Source organism: Actinomadura sp. 3N407, from assembly GCF_052245875.1.
Classification (GTDB): Bacteria; Actinomycetota; Actinomycetes; order Streptosporangiales; family Streptosporangiaceae; genus Spirillospora.
Genome location: NZ_JBQQBP010000005.1, coordinates 170,944 through 194,686, shown reverse-complemented (window position 1 = coordinate 194,686; position 23,743 = coordinate 170,944). Strand labels below are relative to the sequence as shown.

The following is a 23,743-nucleotide window of genomic DNA, read 5'->3' as shown; positions in this document are numbered from 1 at the left end:
TCACCTGCGGCGAACCGGTATGGAACCTTCCAAGGGGCGGGGCTCAGGCGGGGGTGAGCTCGGGGACGCCGGCGGGGACGGCGGCGCGCAGCGCGGTGACGGCGGCGCGGATCGCGGGACGGCGGGCCGCCTCCTCGCGCCAGGCGGCGTAGACCCGGCGCGACAGCGGGGCGGCCAGCGGGACGATCGCCACGCCGGGCGGCACGTCGCAGCGGCCGAGGCGCGGCAGGATCGCGTTGCCGAGCCCGGCGGCGACGAGCGAGAGCTGCGAGGCGAACTCGTAGGCCGTGTGGTCGATGTGGGGTTCGCTGTCGACGGCGCGGAGCGTGCGCAGCAGCCAGTCGCAGCAGATGCTGTCCGGCGAGGAGCTGATCCACGGGTCGCCCGCCAGCTCCTTGAGGTCGATCGTGTCGCGGCCGGCGAGGGCGTGGCTCTCCGGCAGCGCCACGTCGGCGACGTCGTCGCAGATGACGCCCTTGTGCAGGCCCTCGGGCAGCGGGAGCGGCTCGTTGTTCCAGTCCTGGACGACGGCCATGTCGAGGTCGCCGCGCAGCACGCGCGGCATGCTGCGCATCGGGTCCTCTTCACTGAGCTGGACGCGCAGGTCGGGGTGGTCGGCGCGGAGCGAGCGCAGCGCGGCCGGCATGAGCCCGCGGATCGCGGTGGGGAACGCGGCGACGGTGAGCTGCCCGACGACGGAGCCGCGGTGCGCCTCCAGGTCGGCCTGCGCCTGCTCGACGAGGGACAGGATCCGCTCGGCGTGGGCGACGAGGAGCTCGGCGGCGTCGGTGAGCCGGACGCCGCGGCCGTTGCGTTCGAGGAGCTTCTGTCCGGTCTCCCGTTCCAGCTTGGCGAGCTGCTGGGAGACGGCCGAGGTCGTCACGTGCAGGACGTCCGCGGCGGCGCTGACCGAGCCGTAGGTCGCGACCGAGTGCAGCGCGCGGAGCCGTTCGAGATCAAGCATGAAGCAATACTAAAACGAAGTTTCAAGAAGTTCTCGCTTGTCCTAAATCAAGCGTGTGGCGACGATCGGGGGATGAGATCACGCCACGTCGCGCTGGCCACTTTGATCGCCGCGCTGTGGGGGTTCAACTTCGTCCCCATAAAGGGGGCGCTGGACGACTTCCCGCCGCTGCTGATGGCGGCGCTGCGGTTCGCGGCCGCGGCGGTCCCTGCCGTGTTCCTCGTCCGCCGGCCGCCGGTGCCGGCGCGCTGGCTCGTGGCGGTCGGCCTCCCGCTCGGCGTGGGGCAGTTCGGCCTGCTGTTCCTCGGCATGCACATGGGGATGCCCGCCGGCCTGGCGTCGGTCGTCCTGCAGGTTCAGGCGATCTTCACGGCGCTGTTCGCGGGCCTGCTGCTGCGCGAGCGCCTGAACGGCCGGCAGATCACGGGCATGATCGTCGCCTTCGGCGGTGTCACGCTCATCGCCGTGGCCCGGGCCGAGGGCGGGAGCCCGGTGGGTGCGTTCCTGGTCTGCCTGCTCGCCGCGGCGAGTTGGGGGCTGGCGAACGTCGCGATGCGGCGGATGAACCAGGCCGCCCGCGGCCCGGTCGACGCGTTCGGGTTCATGGTGTGGGTGTCGCTGGTGCCGCCGGTCCCGCTGCTCGCCCTCTCGCTGATCTTCGAGGGGCCGGGGGCCGTCCCGGACGCGGCGCGCGACCTGACGTTCGCCGGGGTCGCGTCGATGGCGTTCATCGCCTACGTCTCGACCCTCTGCTGCTTCGGCGCGTGGGGATGGCTGATGCGCCGGTACGAGGCCAGCACGGTCGCCATGTACTCGCTGCTCGTCCCGCCGTTCGGGCTCGTCTCGGCGGTCGTCCTGCTGGGCGAGCGCGTGGACGCGACGCGCCTCACCGGCGCCGCGCTGGTCATCGCGGGCGTCGCCGCCGGCAGCGTCCGCCTGCGGTCGCGCATCGACCTCGCCCCGCCCGCCCGTCCCACCGAAATCCGACCTGCGGAAACCAGGTGAAACCCATGCACGGAATCCATGCTTCTCTCGTGACGCCGTTCACCCACTCCGGGGACGTGGACGCCAAGTCGCTCGAACGGCTCGCCGTCCACTGCCTGGACAACGGCGCCGCCGGGCTGGTCGCGCTGGGCACGACCGGCGAGGCCGCCATGCTGACCCCGGACGAGCAGCGGACGGTGCTGGAGGTGTGCCGCGCCGTCTCCGACGAGCACCGGACACCGCTGACCGTCGGCGCCGGGACGATGGGCACCGCGGACTCCATCCGCCAGGCCCGCGAACGCGCCCCGCTCGCCGACGCGCTGCTCGTCGTCGTCCCGTACTACCTGCGCCCGTCGGACGAGGCCGTCATCGACCACTTCGCGGCGATCGGCGCCGCCGTGGACGTCCCGCTCCTGCCGTACAACATCCCGTACCGGACGGGGAAGCACCTGTCCGGGGACACCCTCGTCCGGCTGCTCTCCCTCGACTGCGTCGCGGGCATGAAGCACTGCGCCGGCGCCATCGACCACGACACCCTCGGGATGCTGGCCGCGGGCACCGGAAAGGCGGGCACTGAAAAAGCGATCCTGTCCGGGGACGACGCGTACATCTACCCGATGCTCCAGCTCGGCGCGTCCGGCGGGATCGCCGCGTGCGCCTGCCTCGCGCCCGCCGCCTACGCCGCGATGGCGGGCGCGGCGCGCGACGGAGACGCGGCACGCGGGCTGAAGCTCCACAACGCGCTGTTCCCGATGACGGAGGCGCTTTTCAGCGAACCGGCACCCGCCGTCCTCAAGGCGTGCCTCGCAGAGCAAGGGCTGATCGACGGGCCCGCGGTGCGCGCTCCGCTGCACGCACCGCGTCCCGAATCGGTCGCCGCGGCCCTCGCCGCCTATCTTGCTCTGCCCGTCTAAGCCCGTAGAACGACGCTAGAGCGCTTCTGGGGCTATGCCCGGGCTGCGGCTCGGGCCGCGTGCGGAAGGGCGTCCAGAACGCGCCCTAGAGCCTCCTCGTCATGCGCGGACGACAGGAACCACACCTCGTACGCCGACGGCGGCAGGTACACGCCCCGTTCCAGGGCGGCGTGGAAGAACGCCGCGTACGCCTTGGTGTCCTGGCGCTGCGCGGCGGCGAAGTCGCCCACCTGCCCGTCGCTGAAGAAGACCGAGAAGAGGTTGCCGGCGTTCTGCACCGAGTGGGGGACGCCCTCCCGCGCCAGCGCCTCGGACGCGGCCCTCGACACGATCTCCGCCGAACGGTCGATCGCCGCGTACACCTCGGCGGTGGCGTTCCGCAGCGTGGCGAGCCCGGCGGCGGTGGCGAGCGGGTTCCCCGACAGCGTGCCCGCCTGGTAGACGGGACCGGACGGGGCGAGATGGTCCATGACGTCGGCGCGTCCGCCGAACGCCGCGGCGGGCAGCCCCCCGCCCATCACCTTGCCGAACGTCATCAGGTCGCCCGCCACGCCCTCGATCCCGAACCAGCCCGACGCGGACGCGCGGAACCCGGTGAGGACCTCGTCGATGACCAGCAGCGCGCCGTACCGCTCGCACAGCCGCTTCAGCAGCGCGTTGAAGGCGGGCAGCGGCGGCACCACGCCCATGTTGCACGGCACCGCCTCGGTGATGACGCACGCGATGTCGGTGCCGTGCTCGTCGAACGCCGTCTCCACCGCCGTGACGTCGTTGTACGGCAGGATCAGCGTGTCGGCGGTGGCCGCGCCCGTCACGCCCGGGGTGTCGGGCAGGCCGAACGTGGCGACGCCCGACCCCGCCGCGGCGAGCAGCGAGTCGACGTGCCCGTGGTAGCAGCCCGCGAACTTCACGATCTTGGGACGTCCGGTGAAGCCGCGCGCCAGCCGGATCGCCGACATCGTCGCCTCGGTCCCCGAGTTGACCAGCCGGACCTTCTCGGCCGGCGTCCGGGACACGATCTCCTCGGCGAGTTCCACCTCGCCCGGGGTCGGCGCCCCGTAGGACGTGCCTCGGCCCGCCGCGTCCCGCACCGCCTCGACGACGGCCGGATGCGCGTGCCCGAGGATCAACGGCCCCCACGAGCACACCAGGTCGACGTACTCGCCGCCGTCGGCGTCCGTCAGGTACGGCCCGCGCGCCGACACCATGAACCGGGGCGTCCCGCCCACGGCCCCGAACGCCCGGACCGGCGAGTTCACGCCCCCGGGGACGATCGCGGCGGCACGGTCGAACAACTGCTGGGAGTGATCGATACCAGTCACGGAAGCAGTCTCTCAGTTGCAGTTCGGCGACTTGCCTTGACCTCGCACGGTACGGGCCGATATTCCACCAAGTACGACATCGGCGCCCTGTCACTCACAGGTCTCGCACGTGGTCTCACGGCGCCTCCCCTAACTCACCGGCTGTACTCACCGGCCGAACTCATTGACAGGCCGTATCGGAGGGATGGCTTTCAACGTGGTTGACGGCTGGACGGTCCCGGGCTTCACCCATGACCGGGAACTGGGCGGCGGCGCATCAGGCCGGGTGATGCTGGCGACCGACGACCTGACCAGCACCCAGGTCGCTATCAAGTACCTCGGCGGCGGCCTCGGTGCCGACGAGGCCTTCCTGGCGCGGTTCCGCGCGTCCGCGCGGCGCCTCTCGCAGCTCGAAGATCCCAACGTGGTCGACCTGTACGACTTCGTGGAGACGCCGGACGGCGCCGCGATCGTCATGCAGTACGCCGAGGGCGTCAGCATGCGGCGTGTGCTGGCCGCGCAGGGCCCCACCGGCCCGCTGGCGGCCCTGTCGATGCTCGGCGGGACGCTCCTCGGGCTCGCGGCGGCGCACGAGCACAACATCGTCCACGGCGCGATGCGCCCGGCGAACATCCTGGTGGACGGGGACGGCAACGCGCGGCTCACCGACTTCGCGACGTCCCCGTCGGGGACCGAGGCGCAGTCCGGCCCGCCGTACGCGGCGCCCGAACTGTGGGACGGCGTGCCCGCCACCGTCGGCACCGACCTGTACGCCGCCACCGCGATCTTCTACGAGTGCCTCACCGGGCGGCCCCCGTACGCGGGACGGAACATGGCGCGGCTGCACCGCGAGGCGCCGATCCCCGCCGACGAGGTGCCCGGGCCGCTGCGCAACCTGATCCACCAGGGCCTCGCGAAGGACCCGGCCCAGCGGCCGCGGTCGGTCGCCGACTACCTCGCCGCCCTGGAGGACGCGGCCGTCTCCGCGTACGGCCCGTCCTGGGAGGCGCAGGGCCGCGGGCGGCTCACCGAACTGGCCGCGCAGGCCGCCCTGCACCCGGAGCCGCCGAAGGCGAAGCCGTCCCGCAGCAGCGGCCGCAACCCGATCGTCACCGGCAAGCAGGCCGGGGGCGGCGGGTCACGGACCCGCTGGGTCCTCGCGGCCGTCGCCGTCCTCGTGATCGCCGGCGCCGGCGCGAGCGCCATGACGCTGCTGAGGGGTGAGGAGAATCCGCCGCCCGACCCGGCGCCGGCGCAGAGCAGCACGCCGCAGCCCACGCTGCCCGCCGGCGGGGTGGATCCGAGGCCGCTCGTCGCGCAGATCGACCAGGCGGTCGCCCAGGCCCCGGGCGCCGTGTTCAATTACCGGCAGTCGGGCTGCTGCGGCTTCCCCGCAAGCGCCAAGGGGACGTTCGGCCTGGTGGAGGGCGGGCAGCCGTCCTACTCGCTGACGCTGGCGGGGACGGGCTCGGCCCGTAAGCCGGTCCGCGCCGTCATCGTCCAGGACCAGCTCTACATGCGCGTCGGCAAGCAGTGGAGGTCGGCGGCCCTCGGGGGAAGCGGCTACCCGGCGACGGCCGACCAGGTGCGCCAGGGCAGCTCCGTCATCAACCTGACGTCGCTGCTGCGGTCGGCGACGAAGCTGACCAAGTCGCCGCCGACCGAGTCGGGAACGGTCTACGAGGGTGAGGCCCCGGCCACGAAGCTGGCGCAGATTCCCGGCATCGGCCCCATGTACGCCCAGATGTCCCAGGCGACCGGAGCTCAGCAGATCGCCTTCGCCATCAAACTCGACACCGGTCACCGGCCCACGAAGTTCTGGGTCCGCGCCGGCCCGGAGGACGGCCGCAAGCAGATGATCAACGGTTCGTACTCCAAGTGGGGCCGCAAGCCCCTCATCCAGGCACCGCGCGCGGCGTGACTACGCTTCCTCGCAGCTGTCGGAGAGGACTTCCAGGAGGTGCAGCGGGTCGGGCAGGGGGCCGCTGGACGGCGGCCTCAGCCAGGTGACCTCGCCGCCGTGCGGGAGGACGGACGGCGGCGCGACGACGTAGCTGTCGCGGCAGTGCCACCGCATGCCGGGCGTCTCGGTGACGTCCTCCGGCAGCGTGTCGAGGTGGCAGGACCACCATTCGTCCTCGTCCACGGGCGCGCCGCGGGTCGCGACGAAGAACAGGTGCCGGTCGCCGCCGACCGACGCGACCGGCCCGACGGGCAGGTCGCCGGAGGCGATCCGGTCGAGCGCGATGGTGCCCGCGGCGGCCGGGACGTCGAACACGTCGAAGACACGGCCGGTCGGCAGGATGATGTTGGCCCGGGGACGTTCGGACCACCAGCGTTCGATGGCGCCGGCGTCCACGCTGGCCTGGTGCGCCCAGGTCGCCGACACCGGATGCGCGCCCGGGTCGGGGCACCCGATCCGGTCGCACGAGCACGCCCGGTCACCGCCGCCGGGGGGATGCGCGCCGGGAAAACACGGCCAGCCCAGGCCGGCGTACCGCCGCGCCGCCGAGGCCATCCTGTCGCGTGCCGCCTTCTGCCGCCTGCTCCCCGACACCACCAGCATGCTGCGCCCCCAATACCCAAGGTCGAACGTGGGTTCCTGACTAACGATGATGCCCGGCATGCAAATGCCCGGACACGGCAACCCCCGGAAACGACCCCAAGTGACTAGGGAGTGTCCTAGGACAGGCGGCGGGCGGCCTCGGTGGCCCAGTAGGTGAGGGCGATGTCGGCGCCGGCGCGGCGGATCGACAGCAGCGACTCCATGATCGTCCGCTCGCGGTCGATCCAGCCCTTCTCCGCGGCGGCCTCGATCATCGCGTACTCGCCGCTCACCTGGTAGGCGGCGACGGGGACGTCCACGGCGTCGCGGACGCGGCGGACGATGTCGAGGTAGGCGCCGGCGGGCTTCACCATGACCATGTCTGCGCCCTCGTCGAGGTCGAGGAACACCTCGCGCAGCGACTCGTCGGCGTTGGCCGGGTCCTGCTGGTGCGTGGAGCGGTCGCCGAACTGCGGGGCGCACTCGGCGGCCTCGCGGAACGGGCCGTAGTACGCCGAGGCGTACTTCGCCGAGTACGCCATGATCGCGATGTCCGGGTGGCCGGCGCCGTCGAGCGCGGCGCGGATCGCGGCGACCTGGCCGTCCATCATGCCGCTCGGGCCGACGACGGCCGAGCCCGCTTCGGCCTGCGCGACCGCGATCGAGGCGTACCGCTCCAGCGTCGCGTCGTTGTCGATCTCTCCGCCGACCTCCTCTCCGCCGGCCCCGCCGGAGCCGGTGAGGACGCCGCAGTGCCCGTGGTCGGTGTACTCGTCCAGGCACAGATCCGTCATGATCACGGTCGAGTCGCCCAGGTCGGCGTTCAGGTCGCGCAGCGCGAGCTGGACGATGCCGTCCGGGTCGTCGGCACCGGAGCCGGTGGCGTCCTTCACCGCCGGGATGCCGAACAGCATGATCCCGCCGACGCCGGCCTCGACCGCCTCGTGCGCGGTCTTGCGCAGGCTGTCGCGGGTGTGCTGGAACACGCCCGGCATGGACGAGACGGGCTGCGGCTCGGCGATGCCCTCCTTCACGAACATCGGCAGGACCAGTTCGGCCGGGCTGAGCCGCGTCTCGGCCACCATCCGGCGCATCGCGGGAGTGCGGCGCAGCCGCCGCGGCCGGGCGACGGGGAACTGAGCTGACATGATCCTTCTTTCCGGGTCGGATGCGCTGCGCGAACACGGCCCCCGGTGAGCGGTGTCGTCAACGGCGTCACTTGCGTCGCCGGGCCCCCCGGCGCATCTGGCTGGGCTTGCGGAGCGGGTCCCCGGCCTCGATCTGGGCGGCCCTCCGTTTGGCACCGTACTCCGCGAGGGCCTCCGCGAGGGCCGATACCGAGGGCTTGTCGGCCATAACGTCGACGCGCAGCCCGTATTCCTGCGCCGTCTTCGCCGTCTGCGGGCCGATCACGGCGATCACCGTCACGTTGTGCGGCTTGCCGGCGATCCCGATCAGGTTCTTCACCGTGGACGACGAGGTGAACAGCACCGCGTCGAACCCGCCGCCCTTGATCGCCTCACGGATCGGCGCGGGCGGCGGCGCGGCCCGGACCGTCCGGTAGGCGGTGACGTCCTCGCATTCCCAGCCCAGCTCGGTCAGCCGGGCGATGAGCACGTCGGTGGCGATGTCGGCGCGCGGCAGCAGCACCCGGTTGATCGGGTCGAGGTCCTCGTCGTAGGGCGGCCACTCCCGCGCCAGCCCCTCGCCGGACTGCTCGCCGGACGGGGTCAGGTCGGGCTGGATGCCGAACTCGACCAGCGCGGCGGCGGTCTGCTCGCCGACGGCGGCGACCTTCAGCCCGGCGAACGCGCGGGCGTCGAGGCCGTAGTCGACGAACTTCTCCCGGACGGCCTTGACGGCGTTGGTGGAGGTGAACACCACCCACTCGTACCGTCCGGTGACGAGGCCCTTGACGGCACGGTCCATCTGCTGCGGGGTCCGGGGCGGCTCCACGGAGATCGTCGGGACCTCGTCCGGGACGGCGCCGTACCCGCGCAGCTGGTCCGACAGCGACGCGGCCTGCTCCTTGGTGCGCGGCACCAGGACCCGCCAGCCGAACAGCGCCTTCGTCTCGTACCAGGACAGCCGGTCGCGCCATCCGACCACGTCCCCGACGATGATCAGGGCGGGCGCCTCCATGCCCTTGGCGGCGGACGCCAGCTTCTGCAGCGTCGAGACGACGGTCTCCTGCTCGGTGGTCGTGCCGAGGCTCGTCATCGCGGCGGGGGTGGAGTCGGGACGGCCCGCGGCGACCAGGCCCTTGCAGACCTCCGCCACCGCGCCCTCCGCGCCGATGACCACCAGGGTGGCGTCCGGGGCGGCGAACCGCTCCCAGTCGACGCCGCCCTCGGAGGCGTCCACGATCCGGACCTCGCGGTGCTCGGCGTCGGTCAGCGGGATGCCCGCGTACCCGGGCACGCCCGTCACCGCGGACACGCCCGGCACGACCTCGAACGGGACACCGGCCTTGGCCAGCGCGCCGCCCTCGGCGGCCAGCCCGCACGACACGCCGGGGTCGCCGCTCAGCAGCCGGACGACGCGCCGCCCCGCCTTCGCGGCGCGGGTGGCGAGCCGGACGGGGTCACCCTCCGCCGAGTCGATGATCTCCACGTCGGGACGGCAGTGGGCCAGGATTCCGGCCGGGCAGTGCGCCCGGCTCACGATGACCGTGTCGGCGCGTTCCAGCTCGGCGGCGGCGCGGAGGGTCAGCAGACCCGGGTCGCCCGGGCCCATCCCGATGATCGAGACGGTGCCGGGCCCGGCCGTCCCGCCGGGCACCGCCCGTTCGGCGGCTCCCGGGGCCGTGTTCCCGGCCGTGTTCCCGGCCGTGCTCTTCGTGCTCTCGGCGGCGCTGCTCTTCGCGGCGGGGCTCAATCGCGCTCCCCCATCAACTGGTCGGCCCCCTGCGCGAGCAGCCGGGCCGCGAGGTCGCGTCCGATCTGCTCGGCGGCATCCGGGTGGCCGCTTGCGGACAGCCTGATCTGACGGCTCCCGTCGAACGCCGCGACGGTCGCCGTCAGATGCAGCTTTTCATCTACTTCGGCAGCGTATGTTCCCACGGGTGCGGAGCAACCCGCCTCCAGGACGGCCAGCACGGTCCGCTCGGCGGTGACGGCCCGCCTGGTCGCGGCGTCATCGACCGTTCCAAGAAGTTCGCGGAGGTCGGCCCGGTCGGCGTGGCATTCGAGCGCGAGCGCGCCCTGCCCGGGGGCCGGCAGCATCTGGTCGGGGTCGAAGACCTCGCCGACCGACTCCAGCCGGCCGATCCGCTTCAGGCCCGCGTGCGCGAGGACCACGGCGTCCAGCTCACCGTCGGTGACCTTGCGGAGCCGGGTGTCGGCGTTGCCGCGGATCGGGACGATCTCAAGGTCGGGACGCAGCGCGCGGAGCTGCGCGACCCGGCGCGGCGAACCGGTGCCGACGCGCGCCCCGCGCGGAAGGTCGGCGAGCTTGGCCGGGGCGCACAAGGCGTCGCGGGGGTCGTCGCGCAGGGGGGTCGCGGCGAGGGCGATCCCGGGCGTCTCGGACGTCGGCAGGTCCTTCAGCGAGTGCACGGCGAAGTCCACCTCGCCGGACAGGACCTTGTCGCGGAGCGCGTTGACGAAGACCCCCGTCCCGCCGATCTGGGCGAGCAGGGCCTTGGAGACATCACCCTGCGTGGTTACCCCGACCAGCTCGACCGCATGCCCCGTGAGCCGCGTCAACGCGTCCGCGACCCGCTGCGACTGGGTCGTCGCCATCAGGCTCTTGCGGGTACCGAGCCGCAGCGGCCCCCCGCCTGGAGTGCTCAATCCCTGGCTCAATGCCTCGCTCCGCTCGGCTTCCGGCGGACGGCCTCCGGGCCGCCCGCGCTCACGTCACGTCTCCTTCGCGCCCCGCCGCGGCGTCCCGGGCGCTGACCGCCCGGACGTTCGCGGCCTGCGCGTTCACCGTCTCCGCGGGCACGCCCCGCACGTCGGTGCTCTGCGTCTCGTACGCGCTGACGTCCCGCACGCTGACGTCCTGCACCGCGGAGGCGGAACCGCTCCACGCGGCCGAGGCGCTCGCGGGGTCCTCCTCGCGCATGTCGGCGCGGGCCACCGCCTCGGGGGCCTTCGGGTCCAGGTCGAACAGCTCGCGCAGCGCGTCGGCGTAGGAGTCGCCGCCCGGCGCCGCCGCCAGCTCCTTCACCCGGACGGTCGGCGCGTGGAGCAGCTTGTCGACCACGCGCCGGACGGTCTGGTCGATCTCCTTGCGGGCCCGGTCGTCCATCTCGGGCAGCCGCCCGGCCAGCCGGTTCAGCTCCGCCGCAACGACCTCCGCGGCCTTGCTGCGCAGCGCGACGACCGTCGGGGCGACGGCGGCGGCGCGGGCGGCGCTGAGGAACGCCTCGACCTCCTCGCACACGATCCGCCGGACGGCCTCGACGGCCTCCGGTCCGATCGCCTTCGCCGCCTCCTGCGCGGTCCGCAGATCGTCCAGCCCGGCCAGCTCGACGCCCGGCAGGTCGCCGGCGGCCCGCTCGATGTCGTGCGGCAGCGCCAGGTCGAGGAAGAACCGCCGGCGTCCGTCGGAGCCGACGCCCCGCGCGGTGAGCCGCTCCACCGTCATGACGAGCCCGGTCGCGCCGGTGCACGACACCACCAGGTCGGCGCCGGCGATCGCGTCGTCCAGCGTCGCCAGCTCGATCGCCCGGGACGGCACCTCCAGCGACTCCGCCAGCCGCACCGCCCGCTCGTGGGTGCGGTTCGCGATCACGACCTCGCGGGCCCCGGACCGGCTCAGCGTCGCCGCCGCCAGCGAGCTCATGGAGCCGGCGCCGACGACCAGCGCGCGGACCCCGTCCAGCGGCCCGAGATGCCGGGTGGCGACGTCCAGGCCCACGCTGACCAGCGACGCGCCCGCCTTGTCGATGCCGGTCTCGTGGTGGGCGCGCTTGCCCACCCGCAGCGACTGCTGCAGGGCGTCGTGCAGGTCGCGGCCGAGCGTGGCCTCCTCCTGGGCGAGGCGGAACGCCTGCCGGATCTGCCCGAGGATCTGGCCTTCGCCGACGACCATCGACTCCAGGCCGCACGCCACCGCGAACACGTGCTGGACGGCCCGCTCCTCGTAGTGGACGTACAGGTGCCGCGACAGGTCGTCCAGCGGGATGCCGGAGTGCAGGGCCAGCAGTTCGGAGATCGCCGAGACGCCGCCGTGGAACTTGTCGACCACCGCGTAGATCTCGACGCGGTTGCACGTCGAGACGATGGCGGCCTCGGCGACGTTCGCGGAGTCGTGCACCGCGTGCAGCAGCTTGACCAGGTCGTCCCCGGCGACCGCCGCCCGCTCCAGCACCGCCACGGGCGCGCTCCGGTGACTGAGCCCCACGACCAGAATGCTCATATGGCCTCTCCCGCGTCTCCCTGGTTTCCCGCGTCTCCCGGTCGGACTGCCCCGATCATGCTGTCCCGATCACGCCTCTACAGTCTCTACGTACTGTGTCGTGCCGGGAGGCGCGTCACCCGCGGCCAAGGGGGCGAGACCGTCCGGTCCCCCGGCCTTGCGCTGCTCGTGGAACGCGAGGATCTGCAGCTCGATCGACAGGTCGACCTTGCGCACGTCGACACCGTCGGGCACCGAGAGCACCACCGGCGCGAAGTTCAGGACGCTCGTCACACCCGCGGCCACCACGCGATCGCACACTCCCTGGGCCGCGCCCGCGGGCGTCGCGATCACGGCGATGGACACGCCGTGGCCCGCGATGATGTCCTCCAGCAGGTCGATGTTCCGCACCGTCATCCCGGAGATCTCCTGGCCGACGATGGACTCGTCCGCGTCGAGCAGGCCCGCCACGCGGAAACCGCGGGACGCGAAACCGCCGTAACCGGCCAACGCACGGCCCAGGTTACCGACCCCGATGATGGCGACCACCCAGTCCTGGGTGAGCCCGAGTTCGCGGGAGATCTGGTAGACGAGGTACTCGACCTCGTACCCGACGCCGCGCGTCCCATACGAGCCCAGATGGGACAGGTCCTTGCGGAGCTTGGCCGAGTTGACGCCGGCGGCCGCGGCCAGTTCCTCCGAGGACACTGTCGAGACGCCGCGCTCCTGCAGTGCGGTCAGCGCCCGCAGGTACACCGGAAGCCGCGCCACGGTGGCTTCCGGGATGCCGCGCCCTGCACGGTCGCGTTGTCGATTCTGTCGAGGTGTCACGGCCTGCTCTTCGGGCTCGACGCTGGGTACGGGGTCACGCCGACCCCTGACTCCGGTTTCGCGCGGCCGGGAAGCGGCCTCGCGGCCGCGACCTGACCGTTCCAGGGTTGTCCACCAGGTTAAGCCTTTGTGAACACGCGCACAAAGTCACCCCCTGTTAAGCGGGCACCGGACGGCTCGCGGATGACCGCGAAAGCGCCGTCCACCACGGACTTCCCAACGTACGCGGCGTCCGAGCGGCCACTGCCGGATGTGACCGACCCGACATATCCGTCGGTACGGCCCGGAGGTCAGGCCGGTTCGCGCAGCTTCGCGATGGCGGCGCGCAGCCGGTCCTCGTCGACGCGCCAGAAGTCGTGCTGGACGCCGTTGATGAGCGTGACGGGGATCTGCTCCCAGTACTCCTCGGTGAGCTGCTCGGACCGGGTGATGTCGCGCTCTTCCCACGGGACGTCCAGGTCGCGGGCGACCCGCTCGATCACCGCGCGGGCGTCGTCGCACAGATGGCAGCCGGGCTTGCCGAGCAGCGTGATCGTGATTCCCGCCGTCATGTCACCTCCCGGGGAACTCCGGTGCGGGGAGCGGCACCTTGGCGGCGCCGAGACGCAGCTCGATCACGTTGGTGGCCAGCACGTGCGTGCGGGACTCCGCCAGGAACCGCTGCAGATGCGGCTGCTGCCGGTGCGCGGCGAACGCCGCCTCGTCCCGGAAGAGCTGGTAGAAGATCCGCTGCGTGGGGCCGCCCACCACCTCGTGGCAGGCGAAGATCATCGTGTCGGGCTCGACGGCGAGGGCCGCCTTCACGAGGTCGGTGGCGAGCCGGTCGAAGGCGTCCTCACGTCCGTCCAGCAGCGTGTAGACGGTGATCTGGCCGCACGCCCCGGCCAGCTCGCCGCCGAACGCGCTTCTGGGCGGCCCGGCGGGGCGGTTCTGCTCGGGGATGCCGGCGCCCCCCAGCCCGGCGCCCCCCATACCGGCGGCACCGGCACGGCCGCCGACACCGTCCACGGCGGTGGGGCCGGCGGGATTGTCCGGGGGGAAGCGCAGCGGTTCGGCCGGGGCCGGCTCGGGGAAGCGCAGCTCCCCGCGCCTCGGGTCGGGCGGCGGGGTCGGCGCGGGGACGGGATCGGGCCGGACGGACTCGGGCCGCGAGCGCGGATACCCCTGCTCTTCGTAGCCGGTCATGGGCTCATTCCCGTAATCGTCCCCGTAGTCGTCATAGCCCTCTTCGTCGTCGTACACCGGGATCGTGCGCATCGCCCCGTACCAGACGAGACCCGCGGCGCCGCCGAGCGCGATCACCGCGAGCGGCGCGGGCAGGAACCCGCGGGTGCCGCTCACCACCAGGACGCCCGCCAGGGCGACCAGCGCGATCGGGATCAGCAGCTCGGCCGCCTCCTGGTCCTGCTTGCTCGCCAGCCAGGCGGTGACCCCGGTGCACGCCGCCAGCGCGAGCACGGCCACGACGTGCGCGCCGTCGATCAGCAGCAGCGGCAGGGCGTCGTAGGTGGAGCCGGGCTTGGGCAGGTCCTTGGACAGCGAGCCCTTGAGGGGGTCCAGGAGCAGGATGACGATCGCGACGACCGTGTAGGAGATCGCGAACAGCCAGGCGGCGAACCGGACCTGCACGTACCGGGCGATCAGCTCGATCATGCCGAGCGCGAGCCAGACCGGCCCGATCAGGGCGGCGCCGAGCTCCATGACGCGGAAGAGCACGCCGTTGAATCCGGCCAGGAACCCGACGCCCATCGACAGCAGCGCGAGCGAAAGCCCCACCTGCGTGAAGGACCAGGCGATGAGGTAGAGCAGCCGGTCTTTGTAGGCGCGCTGAACCAGCAACCCGGTGACCAGTAAGGCACCAAGGGTCGCCACGAGCGCGATCAGAGCGGAGACCATCGAGCCCCATGTTGCCCGATGCCGGGGGCCGAGGGGTAACCGCTCCGGGGAACGCACCCCTTCGCGCACCATTGCCTGGCGTACCTATCGGTATCTAGAGTGGCAAATCACGCCGGAGGTCGCGTACGCCCCGAGGAGAACTGCATGAGCAGCTTGACCCTCGATGCCGGGGTCCTCCCGCTTCCCCGGCCGGTCCGAGGCGGCGCCGACCGCGCCGCGGGCCGCGCGGCAGACCAGGCGACCGACCGGGCCGAGGTCCTCAAGGCCCTGGTCCTGCGGGCGCGGGACGGTGACGCCGACGCGTTCGGCTCCCTCTACGACCACTACGTCGAACTGGTCTACCGCTACGTCTACTACCGGGTCGGGACGCACTCGCTCACCGAGGACCTCACCAGTGAGACGTTCCTCCGCGCGCTCCGCCGGATGTGCGACTTCCACTGGCAGGGCAAGGACTTCGGGGCGTGGCTGGTGACGATCGCCCGGAACCTGGTCGCCGACCACTTCAAGTCCGGCCGCTACCGGCTGGAGGTCTGCACCGCCGAACTCGTCGAGCCGGACCGGCCGCAGGAGGGACCCGAGCGGGCCGTCCTGGACTCGATGACGAACCGGACCCTGCTGAAGGCCGTCCGCCGGCTGGGGTCCGAGCAGCAGGAATGCGTCGTCCTGCGGTTCCTGCACGGGCTGTCGGTCGCCGAGACCGCGCTGATCATGGACAAGAAGCCGGGCGCGATCAAGGCGCTGCAGTACCGCGCCGTCCGGTCGCTGGCCCGCATGCTCCCGCCCGACCTGTGCCACTAGAAGTACCACTGGCGGTGTCTCGCGGCCCGACGTTATTGGATAGTTTATCAATTAACTGTCGGGCCGTAACCCGCCGCGCCGCCCGATCGTTTTGCGGGCAGGAGCGCGTTCGCGCCTGGATTCCGCAAAGGAGCGGCCAGTTGAGCACCGGGCGAGGAAAGATCGCCGAACATGGGAACGCGCTGGCCCGGCTGCGGGCGAGCGACGCGGGGCCCGACCCGCGTTTCCGCGCCGCGCTGCGCGAGCGGCTCGTCGCGGCCGCGAGCGACCGGAGTGACGACCGTCGCAATCACGGGCGGGCGGACGGCCCGGGCGAGGGGGTTGACTAGGCTCACCCCCATGCGGCGATTCTGGCAGCGCGGCAAGGATGAAGACCACAAGAGCGCCGGGGAGGTGGCGGCCGCGGCCGCGGCCGAACCCGAGCCGCTTCCCGAGCCCGATCCCGCCGCGGCGGCGTTCTTCGACGTCGACAACACGATGATGCGCGGCGCGTCCATCTACTACTTCGCGCGCGGCCTCGCCGCCCGCAAGCTGTTCACGATGCGCGACCTCGCCCTGTTCGCCTGGGGGCAGGCCGCGTTCCGGCTGCGCGGCACCGAGAACTCCGAGCACATCGGCAGCGCCAAGGAGGCCGCGCTCTCGTTCGTCGCCGGGCAGAAGGTCGCCGGGATCGTCAAGCTCAGCGAGGAGATCTACGACGAGGTGATGGCCGACCGGATCTGGAGCGGCACCCGCACCCTCGCCCTGCAGCACCTCGACGCCGGCCAGCAGGTCTGGCTCGTCACCGCCACGCCCGTCGAGGTCGCCCGGACGATCGCGCACCGCCTCGGCCTCACCGGCGCGCTCGGCACCGTCGCCGAGACGCGCGACGGCGTCTACACCGGGCGGCTCGTCGGGAACCTGCTGCACGGCCCCGCGAAGGCCGAGGCGGTCCGCGCCCTCGCGCAGCGCGAGGGCCTGGACCTGGCGCGCTGCGCCGCCTACAGCGACTCGATCAACGACCTGCCGATGCTGACCGCCGTCGGTCACCCGCACGCCGTGAACCCCGACGCCGAGCTGCGCGAGCACGCCAGGGACCACGGCTGGCCCATCCACGACTTCCGCACCGGCCGCAAGGTCACGATGATCGCGCTGCCCGCCGCGGCGGGCGCGGGCGCCATCGCCGGCGGCGTCGCGGCCGGCGTCGCGCTCCGCCGCCATTACCGCGGCTGATCCTGCCGCCCGGGCTTAGCCTTTCGCGTGAGCGTCGAACTGGCGTGCTCTCGCGGGTCGCCTTCAGCCCGTTTTCACTCCGGTTTCAGGCGGTATCGGGACCCCTCCCGAAAGGGTTCGCTACTCTCCGTCCATGATCGCTCCCCGTACGTTGACACCCTTGCTGGCCGCAACGCTGATCACCGCGGGGTGTTCGGGCTCGGACACCACCTCGTCCGCGTCGCAGGCGTCCCCCACACCGTCCAAGGCATCCGCCACTCCGTCGGCGTCGGCGACGTCCTCCGCCTTCTGCCTCGACCTGTCCACCTTCCAGGTCGGCGTCCTCGCCTACCGCGCCGGCGCGGGCAAGGCCATCAACGGAGAACCGCTGGACTTCAAGGAGCTGCGGAGAAAGGCCACCCTGGTTCTGCGGATGGCCGAACAGATGAAGTCGAGCGCTCCACCCGACATCGCGGAACACTTCCGTACGGTGCTCAAAGCGATCAAGGCATCGTCGAGCAACCTGAAGGACGGCTCGACCGTCCGCGATGTCGTGGACCCGCTGTACGGCAAGAAGAACGAACCCGCCTTCGAGGCCGTGACCGCCTACGAATGCAAGTCCGCGGGCCAGTAGGCTCCCCGGTGATCGACTTTGGGACTGTGACGCGGCGGATCGGATGACGGTTTCGCGCCACGGGCATCCCGACGAACTCGCGGAGGCGTTCGGCCGCGGTCACCGCGGGGTGAGCCGGACCACCGGGTATTCCCGGTCGGACTTGCTCTGGTACTTCGCGATGCGGGGCTGGGCTTCGGCGATGCGCCGCCATGCCTGCTCCCGGTCGGCGCCGTCGAGCCGCTGCGGCGTCACCGGCACGGCGTCGCGGCCGGCCAGTTCCACGGACGCCCGGTCGGGGTGCGCCATCAGATTGGCGAACCAGTCGGGGTTCTGGCTCCCACCGCCCGATGCGACGATCAGCCGGGCGTCCTCACCGTCGTCGAACCACGCCACAGGCGTCTCCCGCCGCTCCCCGCTCTGGCGGCCCACCGTGTTCAGGATCAGTACGTCCATGCCCATGAACGTGCCGCGCCCACGCCGGATCTTGCGGTTCAGACGAGCGTTCGCCCGATGCTGCATCCACCGCGAGAACGCCCCTGGCCCGCCGGACTTCCGCCTGCTTTGCTCCTGGTCCCTTGCCATCGCCATCTCCATCCAGTCGACTCGATGTCCTTGGCAATGACGCTAGGCGGGGCTCGGTCATGAGCGCTTCTCGATTCCTGACCGGTCTGAGAATGGCCGCGCTCTCAAGGACGTTCGAACCGGCATCGCCGTAGGCGGCGCGTCACCGCTTCGGAGGAGCTTGCCCGTCCACAACGGACGACAAAAAGGAAAAGGCAAGGAGGTTTTGCCACTCCTTGCCACTCTCAATGTATAGCGCACCTGGGGCCTTGCGGCAAGACCCGGGTCGTGTCGCACAATCGTGGGCCGAAGCCAGAACCTGCGGAAACGCGGGATACGGGACGCGTGTGCGGTTGCGGAGGCAAGGTGTGCGCGCCGCCGGACTCCGCGGAGCGGCTGGCCGAGATTCAGTCTCGTTGAATGGGGAGTTCATGATCGACGTGATCGTTGCCGGCGGCGGACCGACCGGCATGATGCTGGCCTGCGAGCTGCGGCTGCACGGCGTGCACGTCCTCGTGGTGGAAAAGGAGGCGGAGCCGACCAGGTATGTCCGGTCGCTCGGCCTGCATGTGCGCAGCATCGAGGTGATGGACCAGCGCGGTCTGCTGGAGCGGTTCCTCGCGCTCGGCGAGCAGTACCCGGTCGGCGGTTTCTTCGCCGCCATCACCGCGCCCGCGCCCGACCGGCTGGACACCGCGCACTCCTACGTCCTCGGCATCCCGCAGACCACCACCGATCGCCTGCTGGCCGAGCGCGCCACCGAGCTCGGCGCCGAGATACGGCGCGGCTGCGAACTGGTCGGGCTGAGCCAGGACGACGACGGGGTGACCGTCGAGCTGGCCGACGGCACGCGGCTGCGCTCGCGCTACCTCGTCGGCTGCGACGGCGGCCGCAGCACGGTGCGCAAGCTGCTCGGCGTCGGCTTCCCCGGCGAGCCCTCCAGGGTCGAGACGCTGCTGGGCGAGATGGAGGTGCCCGAGGACACGGCGACCGTCGCCGCGGTCGTCGCGGAGGTTCGCAAGACCCAGCTGCGGTTCGGCGTCGGGCCTTTCCAGGACGGCGTGTACCGCGTCGTCGTGCCCGCCGAGGGGGTGGCCGAGGACCGCTCCGTCCCGCCGACCATGGAGGAGTTCAAGCAGCAGCTGCGGCGGTTCGCCGGCACCGACTTCGGCGTGCACTCACCCCGCTGGCTGTCCCGGTTCGGCGACGCCACCCGGCTGGCCGAACGCTACCGGGACGGCCGGGTGCTGCTGGCGGGCGACGCGGCGCACATCCACCCGCCGACCGGCGGGCAGGGCCTCAACCTCGGTATCCAGGACGCGTTCAACCTCGGCTGGAAACTGGCCGCCGAGGTCGGCGGCTGGGCACCGGAGGGGCTGCTGGACAGCTACCACACCGAACGGCGCCCGGTGGCCGCCGACGTGCTGGACAACACCCGCGCGCAGATGCAGCTGATGACGCCCGAGCCGGGCCCCCGGGCGGTGCGCCGGCTGGTGTCGGAACTCATGGACTTCGAGGAGGTGAACCGGTACCTGATCGAGAAGATCACTGCGATCGCGGTCCGCTACGACTTCGGCGAGGGCCACGAACTGCTCGGCCGGCGGATGCGGGACGTGGGGCTGAAGCGAAGTCGCCTCTACGAGCTGATGCATGGCGGCCGGGGACTGCTCCTCGATCAGACCGGCAGGCTCTCGGTGGCGGGCTGGGCCGACCGAGTCGACCACGCCGCCGACGTCAGCGAGGAACTGGACGTGCCGGCGGCGCTGCTGCGGCCGGACGGCCACGTGGCGTGGGTCGGCGAAGACCAGCAGGATCTGCTCGACCACCTCCCCAGGTGGTTCGGCGCCGCCGCCGGCTGAGCGCGCGGTACCACCGCGGTCACGACGTCCGCCCGAGTCCGTGAGGTTCCGGTCGGTGCCTGGATCACGAAGGCATGGCGATCCGGGACCGGCCGCAGGCCGGGCGCCACCGCCCGTCGGGAGGCCGGATCGGCCCCAGGCCAGGTGACTGACCTTGGCCTCTCGTCGTTACGTGCAAGCCGCCCAGACGAAGCCGTCCGGGTCGGTGAACGGCCCGGCATCGCTGCCGATCACGAGCCGGTGCGACCCGGTGCCTCCGGGAGCGACGCCGGCGACCTTGGCAAGGGCGCCGCGCTTGTAGAGCGACAGCTTGATGGGACTCGACGGAGTGGCGAACTCGACGTACTTGCGGCCGTAGCTCTTCGTCACGGCGAGGCCGCGGTCGACGTAGAACCGCTTGCTCTCGGCCACGTCCGCGACTCCCAACTGGAGCACGATGTCGTCGATCTCCCGGGTGGCCGGGTCGGTGTCCTTCTTCTTCGAGGACGCGACCGTCCAGATGGTCCCGTCCGGGGCTTGGACCACGCCGCCGTAGCCCCAAAGCGACTTCTTGGCGGGCTTCAGGGTCGTGGCGCCGGCGTCGAGGGCGGCGTCGATGAGGGCGTTGGCGTTGGCCGGCTGGGACGCGATGAGCGACATCGTGAACCCGCGGAAACCGGTCGTCGGCGCCTCCGAGGCGCGCAGGCGCAGCTGAGCGCCCAAATCGAAGGCGGTGGCGTAGAAGCGCTCGGCGGCCATGTGATCGGCCACCTCGAGAGTGACGAATTCGATGGAAGCCATGGCGGTCACGTTAGGTCGGCTCGGTGACCCGCGCTTCTCGATTCCTGATCGGGTCTGGTAAAGGGACGGCATGCCGGCCCGGCGGCCGTCCGCACGGCTCGGCGACAGGCATCGCCGAGATGATCGTTATCCTGGGCGTCGGTGGTCAGATGGCACACCAGATCCCGCACGAGCCGGCCGGCACGGCCGGACGGCCGTCGCCAATCCCGGCCGGACGGTTCGTCGATCACCGCCCGCAACGCTGTCCAACGCGTGAGTGCCGCCTGATAACGGGTGGCGGTGACGACGCTCCCGCGAGCATTGTGTGATCATGCTTGACGACGCACAGGTGGATGCTTTCGTCGAAAACGGTTTCGTCTGGATCGAGGGCGCGTTCCCCAGGGAGATCGCGGACGAGTGCCGGGAGATCATCTGGCGGGACCTGGACGCCGACCCCGGTGAACCGGCCACGTGGCCCCGGCCGGTGGCGGCGCGTCCGGACTACGCCCAGGCGCCGTTCGTGGCTGCGGCCAACACGCCGCGCCTGCACGCCGCGTTCGACATCCTGGTGGGAAAGGGCCACTGGAGACCTCGCACCAGCCTGGGCGGGTTCGTCATCCGCTTCCCGGGTGATGAACCGGCCGTCGTCGACGGCTGGCACGTCGATGTGAGCTTTCCCGGCTCCGCTTCCGACCCGGGCGACTACATGACCTGGCGCGCGAATGTCGAGTCCAGGGAGCGCGCGCTGCTGATGTTCTTCCTGCTCTCGGACGTCGGGCAGAACGACGCGCCCACCCGGTTGCGCATCGGTTCCCACCGGGACGTGGCACGGGTCCTCGAACCCGAAGGGGAACACGGACTGGACGCAAGAGAATTGGCCCGGCGGGCAGATGCCGCCACCGGACACCGTCCGACGGCCCACGCCACAGGCAGCGCAGGGGATGTCTACCTGTGCCACCCGTTCCTGGTCCACGCCGGCCAGCCCCACGCCGGAAAGAATCCGCGCTTTCTGGGCCAGCCGAAGCTCAGCCCGGCGAAGCCGTTCCGGCTCAACCTTGCGGGGGGACGCCTCTCACCGGTCGAAACGGCGATCAGGCGAGGCCTCGGACGGTGACCCGTATCCAGCCGTACGACTCGGCTAACGCCTTGGTTCGTCCGCAGCCCGGATCGCATTCCGCAGGGCCGCACGAGAGACAACGAGAATCGGGCCGTGGGGGTCCTTCGAATCACGAACAGCCACCGTGTTGTTCATGCTGGCCAACTCGACACACGCGTCACCGTCGCTGCTGCTGTAACTCGACTTGCGCCAGGGAAGTTCTCGCATCATGTCTTCCACCTCTCGTCGATCGTGCGGTTAATCAGATCGATGCTCAGGTTGACGGGGAGTGCTTGTGTCCAGATCGCGTCGAACTTGTCCTTGAGCCTGGAGATGTCCTCGCGCGCGTCCATCATAATGCCACGCGCAGCAGTCGGGACGTAAGCGATCTCCTCTCCTCCTGGAAGAGTGGCGAAATTGAATGCCCCCTGATTCGCAGGGTGGACGGCACCGTTGGGGACGACCTGGACACTCAGACGAGGGCCGACAGCCTCCACCAGACGCTTGAGTTGAGCGCGCATCACCTCTCGCCCGCCCACGTCGTTCCAGAGAACAGTCTCGGGGAGAAGGTAGATGAGACGCGGCGGCATGGGGTTGGTCCGGGTGAGGATGGCCTGCCGCGCCAATCGCGCGTCGATTGCTTCGCGGTCGCCGAACAGGAGGATGCTTGCGTAGTCCTCGGTCTGGAGCAGTCCATAGATGACTATGGGCTCGTAGACCTTGAGGGTTCCGGCGTCCTCTTCGACTCCGGGCCACTTGCGGAACCATTCGGGGAAGCCGTCCTTCTTGTCGCCGAACAGGCCGTCGTGGAGGTGGGCCAGGGCTTCTTTGGTGTCCAGGGCGGCGTCGCAGTGTTCGGCGAAGTTCCGTTCGCAGTGGGATTCCGCCCGTTCTACCGCGCCGATGAATGAGGGGCTGTAGGGGATCTTGTCGGCGAGCTGCTTGATGCTGTGATTCGCGAGGACGCGGTACCTGCGGACTTCTGAGCCGAACAGGTCGAGAGCGCTGTTCGAGGGCGTGAGGCGCTTGGGGGGCTGTGGCATTTCGTGTCTCCCGATGACCAGTCATGACCCATGACCACCAGTGAATGTCGGGTCATGCTCCGAGGTTGCCTTGTGACGTCGCGTACGCATTCATCAGCATGACACTTTGCGCGATGCTCGGCCATGGGTCGAAAGAAATGGAGGTCGGGATGTTCGAAGCGATCGTTTTGACAGTTCCCCCCGAATCGGTCAAAGCGGTATACGGTTTCGCCACCTATCGCGCAAATCGGACTGAGGTCGTTGGCGGGCGGCGATGAACCTGTTCACAAAGGAAGTCGCCGGGATGCGCGGCGAATGCGATTCGACGGTCGTGCTCGAACCCACTGAGGGGGCACCGGCGAAGGCGCGGCGGTTTGTCGCCGGGCGGCTCGCCGAGTGGGGCATCGGCGATGACCACGATGGGCGGCTCATCGTCTCCGAGCTGGTCACGAACGCGCTGGTGCACGGGGACGGGCCGATCGTGGTCCGGGTGTTCCAGGACGAGCGCGACGGGCTGCCGGTGATCGAGGTCTGGGACGGCGGCGAAGGTCGGCCGGTGATGCGGGCGGAGAACTACGCGGCGACCGATGGGCGGGGGCTGCTGATGGTGGCCATGCTCGCGCACGACTGGGGGACCCGGCCCCTGGTGGAAGGAGGGAAGATCGCGTGGGCGAAATGCGGGCTCTAGCCGTCCGGGTCGAGCGTCACCTGCTGCGGTGGCGGACCCGGCGGGGCCATGAGACGGCGGTGCGGTACCTGGACGAGCTGGCCACGGCGCTCGCCCCTCAAGGGTGGCGCTTCAAGAAGTTCTACCGGCGTGAGGAGTTCGCCGTCCCCATTCCGCTGCTGTGGGTCCACGCGCGGGCGACCAAGGACGTCGGCATCGTGGTCGGTGTCCTCGCTACGTCCGGCGGCACATGGGCCTACCACGAGGCCCGGTGGGGGCGGCGCGGCTACTTGTGCCTCTGCGGGGACGCCGAGGCGGCGGCGGTTCAGGTCGACCGTCTTCTCAAGCACCGGCTCTTCCCGTCCACCTGGTGAACGTCGCGGCGAGGAGCAG

General features: G+C 71.2%; 25 protein-coding genes. 11 read left to right on the top strand and 14 right to left on the bottom strand.

All coding sequences use genetic code 11. The annotated features are described in order from the left end of the window. Window positions 1–43: 43 nt before the first annotated feature. Window positions 44–964 (bottom strand): LysR substrate-binding domain-containing protein, encoded by a 921-nt coding sequence (locus ACTWPP_RS14380; RefSeq protein ID WP_443104734.1) that lies wholly within the window; start codon window positions 962–964, stop codon window positions 44–46. Window positions 965–1,036: 72 nt separating this feature from the next. Here ACTWPP_RS14380 and ACTWPP_RS14375 point away from each other — a divergent pair, with 72 nt between their 5' ends. Then, window positions 1,037–1,969: an EamA family transporter gene (locus ACTWPP_RS14375; protein ID WP_443104733.1), complete on the top strand. Its 933-nt coding sequence runs from the start codon at window positions 1,037–1,039 to the stop codon at window positions 1,967–1,969. 5 nt (window positions 1,970–1,974) lie between these two features. Further along, a complete protein-coding gene (locus tag ACTWPP_RS14370) occupies window positions 1,975–2,862 on the top strand; it encodes a dihydrodipicolinate synthase family protein (protein WP_443104732.1) in 888 nt (295 codons plus the stop codon). A gap of 32 nt (window positions 2,863–2,894) precedes the next feature. Here the strand turns inward: ACTWPP_RS14370 and hemL are convergent, their stop codons facing one another. After that, a complete protein-coding gene (gene hemL / locus ACTWPP_RS14365; protein ID WP_443104731.1) occupies window positions 2,895–4,184 on the bottom strand; it encodes a glutamate-1-semialdehyde 2,1-aminomutase in 1,290 nt (429 codons plus the stop codon). 184 nt (window positions 4,185–4,368) lie between these two features. On the opposite strand from hemL, the gene ACTWPP_RS14360 reads away from it, so the two are divergent. Then, window positions 4,369–6,084: a serine/threonine-protein kinase gene (locus tag ACTWPP_RS14360; protein WP_443104730.1), complete on the top strand. Its 1,716-nt coding sequence runs from the start codon at window positions 4,369–4,371 to the stop codon at window positions 6,082–6,084. On the opposite strand, the gene ACTWPP_RS14355 is transcribed toward ACTWPP_RS14360, so the two are convergent. The 8 genes from ACTWPP_RS14355 to ACTWPP_RS14320 all read right to left on the bottom strand — a co-directional run bounded on the left by ACTWPP_RS14355 (window position 6,085) and on the right by ACTWPP_RS14320 (window position 14,781). Continuing rightward, window positions 6,085–6,729 carry a bifunctional DNA primase/polymerase gene (locus tag ACTWPP_RS14355; RefSeq protein WP_443104729.1) on the bottom strand — a complete coding sequence of 215 codons (645 nt, stop codon included), beginning with the start codon at window positions 6,727–6,729 and terminating at the stop codon, window positions 6,085–6,087. Window positions 6,730–6,845: 116 nt separating this feature from the next. Next, window positions 6,846–7,856, bottom strand: coding sequence for a porphobilinogen synthase (gene hemB, locus ACTWPP_RS14350; protein WP_443104728.1), 1,011 nt, complete (start codon window positions 7,854–7,856; stop codon window positions 6,846–6,848). A 67-nt stretch (window positions 7,857–7,923) separates the two neighbouring features. Then, window positions 7,924–9,489: a uroporphyrinogen-III synthase gene (locus ACTWPP_RS14345; RefSeq protein ID WP_443105108.1), complete on the bottom strand. Its 1,566-nt coding sequence runs from the start codon at window positions 9,487–9,489 to the stop codon at window positions 7,924–7,926. Between the two features lie 92 nt (window positions 9,490–9,581). Continuing rightward, window positions 9,582–10,451 carry a hydroxymethylbilane synthase gene (gene hemC / locus ACTWPP_RS14340; RefSeq protein ID WP_443105107.1) on the bottom strand — a complete coding sequence of 290 codons (870 nt, stop codon included), beginning with the start codon at window positions 10,449–10,451 and terminating at the stop codon, window positions 9,582–9,584. 112 nt (window positions 10,452–10,563) lie between these two features. Beyond that, window positions 10,564–12,075 carry a glutamyl-tRNA reductase gene (locus ACTWPP_RS14335; protein WP_443104727.1) on the bottom strand — a complete coding sequence of 504 codons (1,512 nt, stop codon included), beginning with the start codon at window positions 12,073–12,075 and terminating at the stop codon, window positions 10,564–10,566. 69 nt (window positions 12,076–12,144) lie between these two features. Continuing rightward, window positions 12,145–12,885 (bottom strand): redox-sensing transcriptional repressor Rex, encoded by a 741-nt coding sequence (locus tag ACTWPP_RS14330; protein WP_443104726.1) that lies wholly within the window; start codon window positions 12,883–12,885, stop codon window positions 12,145–12,147. A 290-nt stretch (window positions 12,886–13,175) separates the two neighbouring features. Continuing rightward, window positions 13,176–13,436, bottom strand: coding sequence for a glutaredoxin family protein (locus tag ACTWPP_RS14325; RefSeq protein WP_443104725.1), 261 nt, complete (start codon window positions 13,434–13,436; stop codon window positions 13,176–13,178). A gap of 1 nt (window position 13,437) precedes the next feature. Then, complete coding sequence (locus ACTWPP_RS14320) at window positions 13,438–14,781, bottom strand: putative quinol monooxygenase (protein ID WP_443104724.1); 1,344 nt, start codon at window positions 14,779–14,781, stop codon at window positions 13,438–13,440. Between the two features lie 144 nt (window positions 14,782–14,925). Here ACTWPP_RS14320 and ACTWPP_RS14315 point away from each other — a divergent pair, with 144 nt between their 5' ends. The 4 genes from ACTWPP_RS14315 (at window position 14,926) to ACTWPP_RS14300 (ending at window position 17,404) form a co-directional block, all read left to right on the top strand. After that, window positions 14,926–15,579 (top strand): sigma-70 family RNA polymerase sigma factor, encoded by a 654-nt coding sequence (locus tag ACTWPP_RS14315; RefSeq protein ID WP_443104723.1) that lies wholly within the window; start codon window positions 14,926–14,928, stop codon window positions 15,577–15,579. A 140-nt stretch (window positions 15,580–15,719) separates the two neighbouring features. Beyond that, entirely contained in the window at window positions 15,720–15,908 is a 189-nt protein-coding gene (locus ACTWPP_RS14310; protein WP_443104722.1) for a hypothetical protein, read from the top strand. 10 nt (window positions 15,909–15,918) lie between these two features. Continuing rightward, on the top strand, window positions 15,919–16,791 hold the full coding sequence (locus tag ACTWPP_RS14305; RefSeq protein WP_443104721.1) for an HAD family hydrolase: 873 nt from the start codon (window positions 15,919–15,921) through the stop codon (window positions 16,789–16,791). Between the two features lie 133 nt (window positions 16,792–16,924). Beyond that, window positions 16,925–17,404: a hypothetical protein gene (locus tag ACTWPP_RS14300; RefSeq protein ID WP_443104720.1), complete on the top strand. Its 480-nt coding sequence runs from the start codon at window positions 16,925–16,927 to the stop codon at window positions 17,402–17,404. Window positions 17,405–17,503: 99 nt separating this feature from the next. On the opposite strand, the gene ACTWPP_RS14295 is transcribed toward ACTWPP_RS14300, so the two are convergent. Beyond that, window positions 17,504–17,905, bottom strand: coding sequence for a nitroreductase family deazaflavin-dependent oxidoreductase (locus ACTWPP_RS14295; protein WP_443105106.1), 402 nt, complete (start codon window positions 17,903–17,905; stop codon window positions 17,504–17,506). 473 nt (window positions 17,906–18,378) lie between these two features. On the opposite strand from ACTWPP_RS14295, the gene rox reads away from it, so the two are divergent. Further along, complete coding sequence (gene rox / locus ACTWPP_RS14290) at window positions 18,379–19,806, top strand: rifampin monooxygenase (RefSeq protein ID WP_443104719.1); 1,428 nt, start codon at window positions 18,379–18,381, stop codon at window positions 19,804–19,806. A 168-nt stretch (window positions 19,807–19,974) separates the two neighbouring features. Here rox and ACTWPP_RS14285 read toward each other — a convergent pair whose 3' ends face one another. Continuing rightward, window positions 19,975–20,586, bottom strand: a complete 612-nt coding sequence (locus ACTWPP_RS14285; protein WP_443104718.1) for a glyoxalase — start codon at window positions 20,584–20,586, stop codon at window positions 19,975–19,977. A 310-nt stretch (window positions 20,587–20,896) separates the two neighbouring features. Here ACTWPP_RS14285 and ACTWPP_RS14280 point away from each other — a divergent pair, with 310 nt between their 5' ends. Further along, window positions 20,897–21,679 (top strand): phytanoyl-CoA dioxygenase, encoded by a 783-nt coding sequence (locus ACTWPP_RS14280; RefSeq protein WP_443104717.1) that lies wholly within the window; start codon window positions 20,897–20,899, stop codon window positions 21,677–21,679. A 24-nt stretch (window positions 21,680–21,703) separates the two neighbouring features. Here the strand turns inward: ACTWPP_RS14280 and ACTWPP_RS14275 are convergent, their stop codons facing one another. Both ACTWPP_RS14275 and ACTWPP_RS14270 read right to left on the bottom strand, forming a co-directional pair. Continuing rightward, window positions 21,704–21,889, bottom strand: a complete 186-nt coding sequence (locus tag ACTWPP_RS14275) for a DUF397 domain-containing protein (protein WP_443105105.1) — start codon at window positions 21,887–21,889, stop codon at window positions 21,704–21,706. After that, entirely contained in the window at window positions 21,889–22,704 is an 816-nt protein-coding gene (locus tag ACTWPP_RS14270; protein WP_443104716.1) for a helix-turn-helix domain-containing protein, read from the bottom strand. Before ACTWPP_RS14270 ends, ACTWPP_RS14275 begins: the two co-directional genes overlap by 1 nt. 253 nt (window positions 22,705–22,957) lie before the next feature. On the opposite strand from ACTWPP_RS14270, the gene ACTWPP_RS14265 reads away from it, so the two are divergent. Next, a complete protein-coding gene (locus ACTWPP_RS14265) occupies window positions 22,958–23,371 on the top strand; it encodes an ATP-binding protein (protein ID WP_443104715.1) in 414 nt (137 codons plus the stop codon). Then, a complete protein-coding gene (locus ACTWPP_RS14260) occupies window positions 23,350–23,724 on the top strand; it encodes a hypothetical protein (protein WP_443104714.1) in 375 nt (124 codons plus the stop codon). The genes ACTWPP_RS14265 and ACTWPP_RS14260 overlap by 22 nt, the downstream gene beginning before the upstream one ends. Window positions 23,725–23,743: the final 19 nt, after the last annotated feature.

What these genes read in the sequence shown, in the direction of transcription:
- ACTWPP_RS14380 (WP_443104734.1), bottom strand. Translation starts at nt 964, where the DNA reads ATGCTTGATCTCGAACGGCTCCGCGCGCTGCACTCGGTCGCGACCTAC.
- ACTWPP_RS14375 (WP_443104733.1), top strand. Translation starts at nt 1,037, where the DNA reads ATGAGATCACGCCACGTCGCGCTGGCCACTTTGATCGCCGCGCTGTGG.
- ACTWPP_RS14370 (WP_443104732.1), top strand. Translation starts at nt 1,975, where the DNA reads ATGCACGGAATCCATGCTTCTCTCGTGACGCCGTTCACCCACTCCGGG.
- ACTWPP_RS14360 (WP_443104730.1), top strand. Translation starts at nt 4,369, where the DNA reads ATGGCTTTCAACGTGGTTGACGGCTGGACGGTCCCGGGCTTCACCCAT.
- ACTWPP_RS14355 (WP_443104729.1), bottom strand. Translation starts at nt 6,729, where the DNA reads ATGCTGGTGGTGTCGGGGAGCAGGCGGCAGAAGGCGGCACGCGACAGG.
- hemB (WP_443104728.1), bottom strand. Translation starts at nt 7,856, where the DNA reads ATGTCAGCTCAGTTCCCCGTCGCCCGGCCGCGGCGGCTGCGCCGCACT.
- hemC (WP_443105107.1), bottom strand. Translation starts at nt 10,451, where the DNA reads ATGGCGACGACCCAGTCGCAGCGGGTCGCGGACGCGTTGACGCGGCTC.
- ACTWPP_RS14335 (WP_443104727.1), bottom strand. Translation starts at nt 12,075, where the DNA reads ATGAGCATTCTGGTCGTGGGGCTCAGTCACCGGAGCGCGCCCGTGGCG.
- ACTWPP_RS14325 (WP_443104725.1), bottom strand. Translation starts at nt 13,436, where the DNA reads ATGACGGCGGGAATCACGATCACGCTGCTCGGCAAGCCCGGCTGCCAT.
- ACTWPP_RS14320 (WP_443104724.1), bottom strand. Translation starts at nt 14,781, where the DNA reads ATGGTCTCCGCTCTGATCGCGCTCGTGGCGACCCTTGGTGCCTTACTG.
- ACTWPP_RS14315 (WP_443104723.1), top strand. Translation starts at nt 14,926, where the DNA reads ATGAGCAGCTTGACCCTCGATGCCGGGGTCCTCCCGCTTCCCCGGCCG.
- ACTWPP_RS14305 (WP_443104721.1), top strand. Translation starts at nt 15,919, where the DNA reads ATGCGGCGATTCTGGCAGCGCGGCAAGGATGAAGACCACAAGAGCGCC.
- ACTWPP_RS14300 (WP_443104720.1), top strand. Translation starts at nt 16,925, where the DNA reads ATGATCGCTCCCCGTACGTTGACACCCTTGCTGGCCGCAACGCTGATC.
- ACTWPP_RS14295 (WP_443105106.1), bottom strand. Translation starts at nt 17,905, where the DNA reads ATGCAGCATCGGGCGAACGCTCGTCTGAACCGCAAGATCCGGCGTGGG.
- rox (WP_443104719.1), top strand. Translation starts at nt 18,379, where the DNA reads ATGATCGACGTGATCGTTGCCGGCGGCGGACCGACCGGCATGATGCTG.
- ACTWPP_RS14285 (WP_443104718.1), bottom strand. Translation starts at nt 20,586, where the DNA reads ATGGCTTCCATCGAATTCGTCACTCTCGAGGTGGCCGATCACATGGCC.
- ACTWPP_RS14280 (WP_443104717.1), top strand. Translation starts at nt 20,897, where the DNA reads ATGCTTGACGACGCACAGGTGGATGCTTTCGTCGAAAACGGTTTCGTC.
- ACTWPP_RS14275 (WP_443105105.1), bottom strand. Translation starts at nt 21,889, where the DNA reads ATGCGAGAACTTCCCTGGCGCAAGTCGAGTTACAGCAGCAGCGACGGT.
- ACTWPP_RS14270 (WP_443104716.1), bottom strand. Translation starts at nt 22,704, where the DNA reads ATGCCACAGCCCCCCAAGCGCCTCACGCCCTCGAACAGCGCTCTCGAC.
- ACTWPP_RS14265 (WP_443104715.1), top strand. Translation starts at nt 22,958, where the DNA reads ATGAACCTGTTCACAAAGGAAGTCGCCGGGATGCGCGGCGAATGCGAT.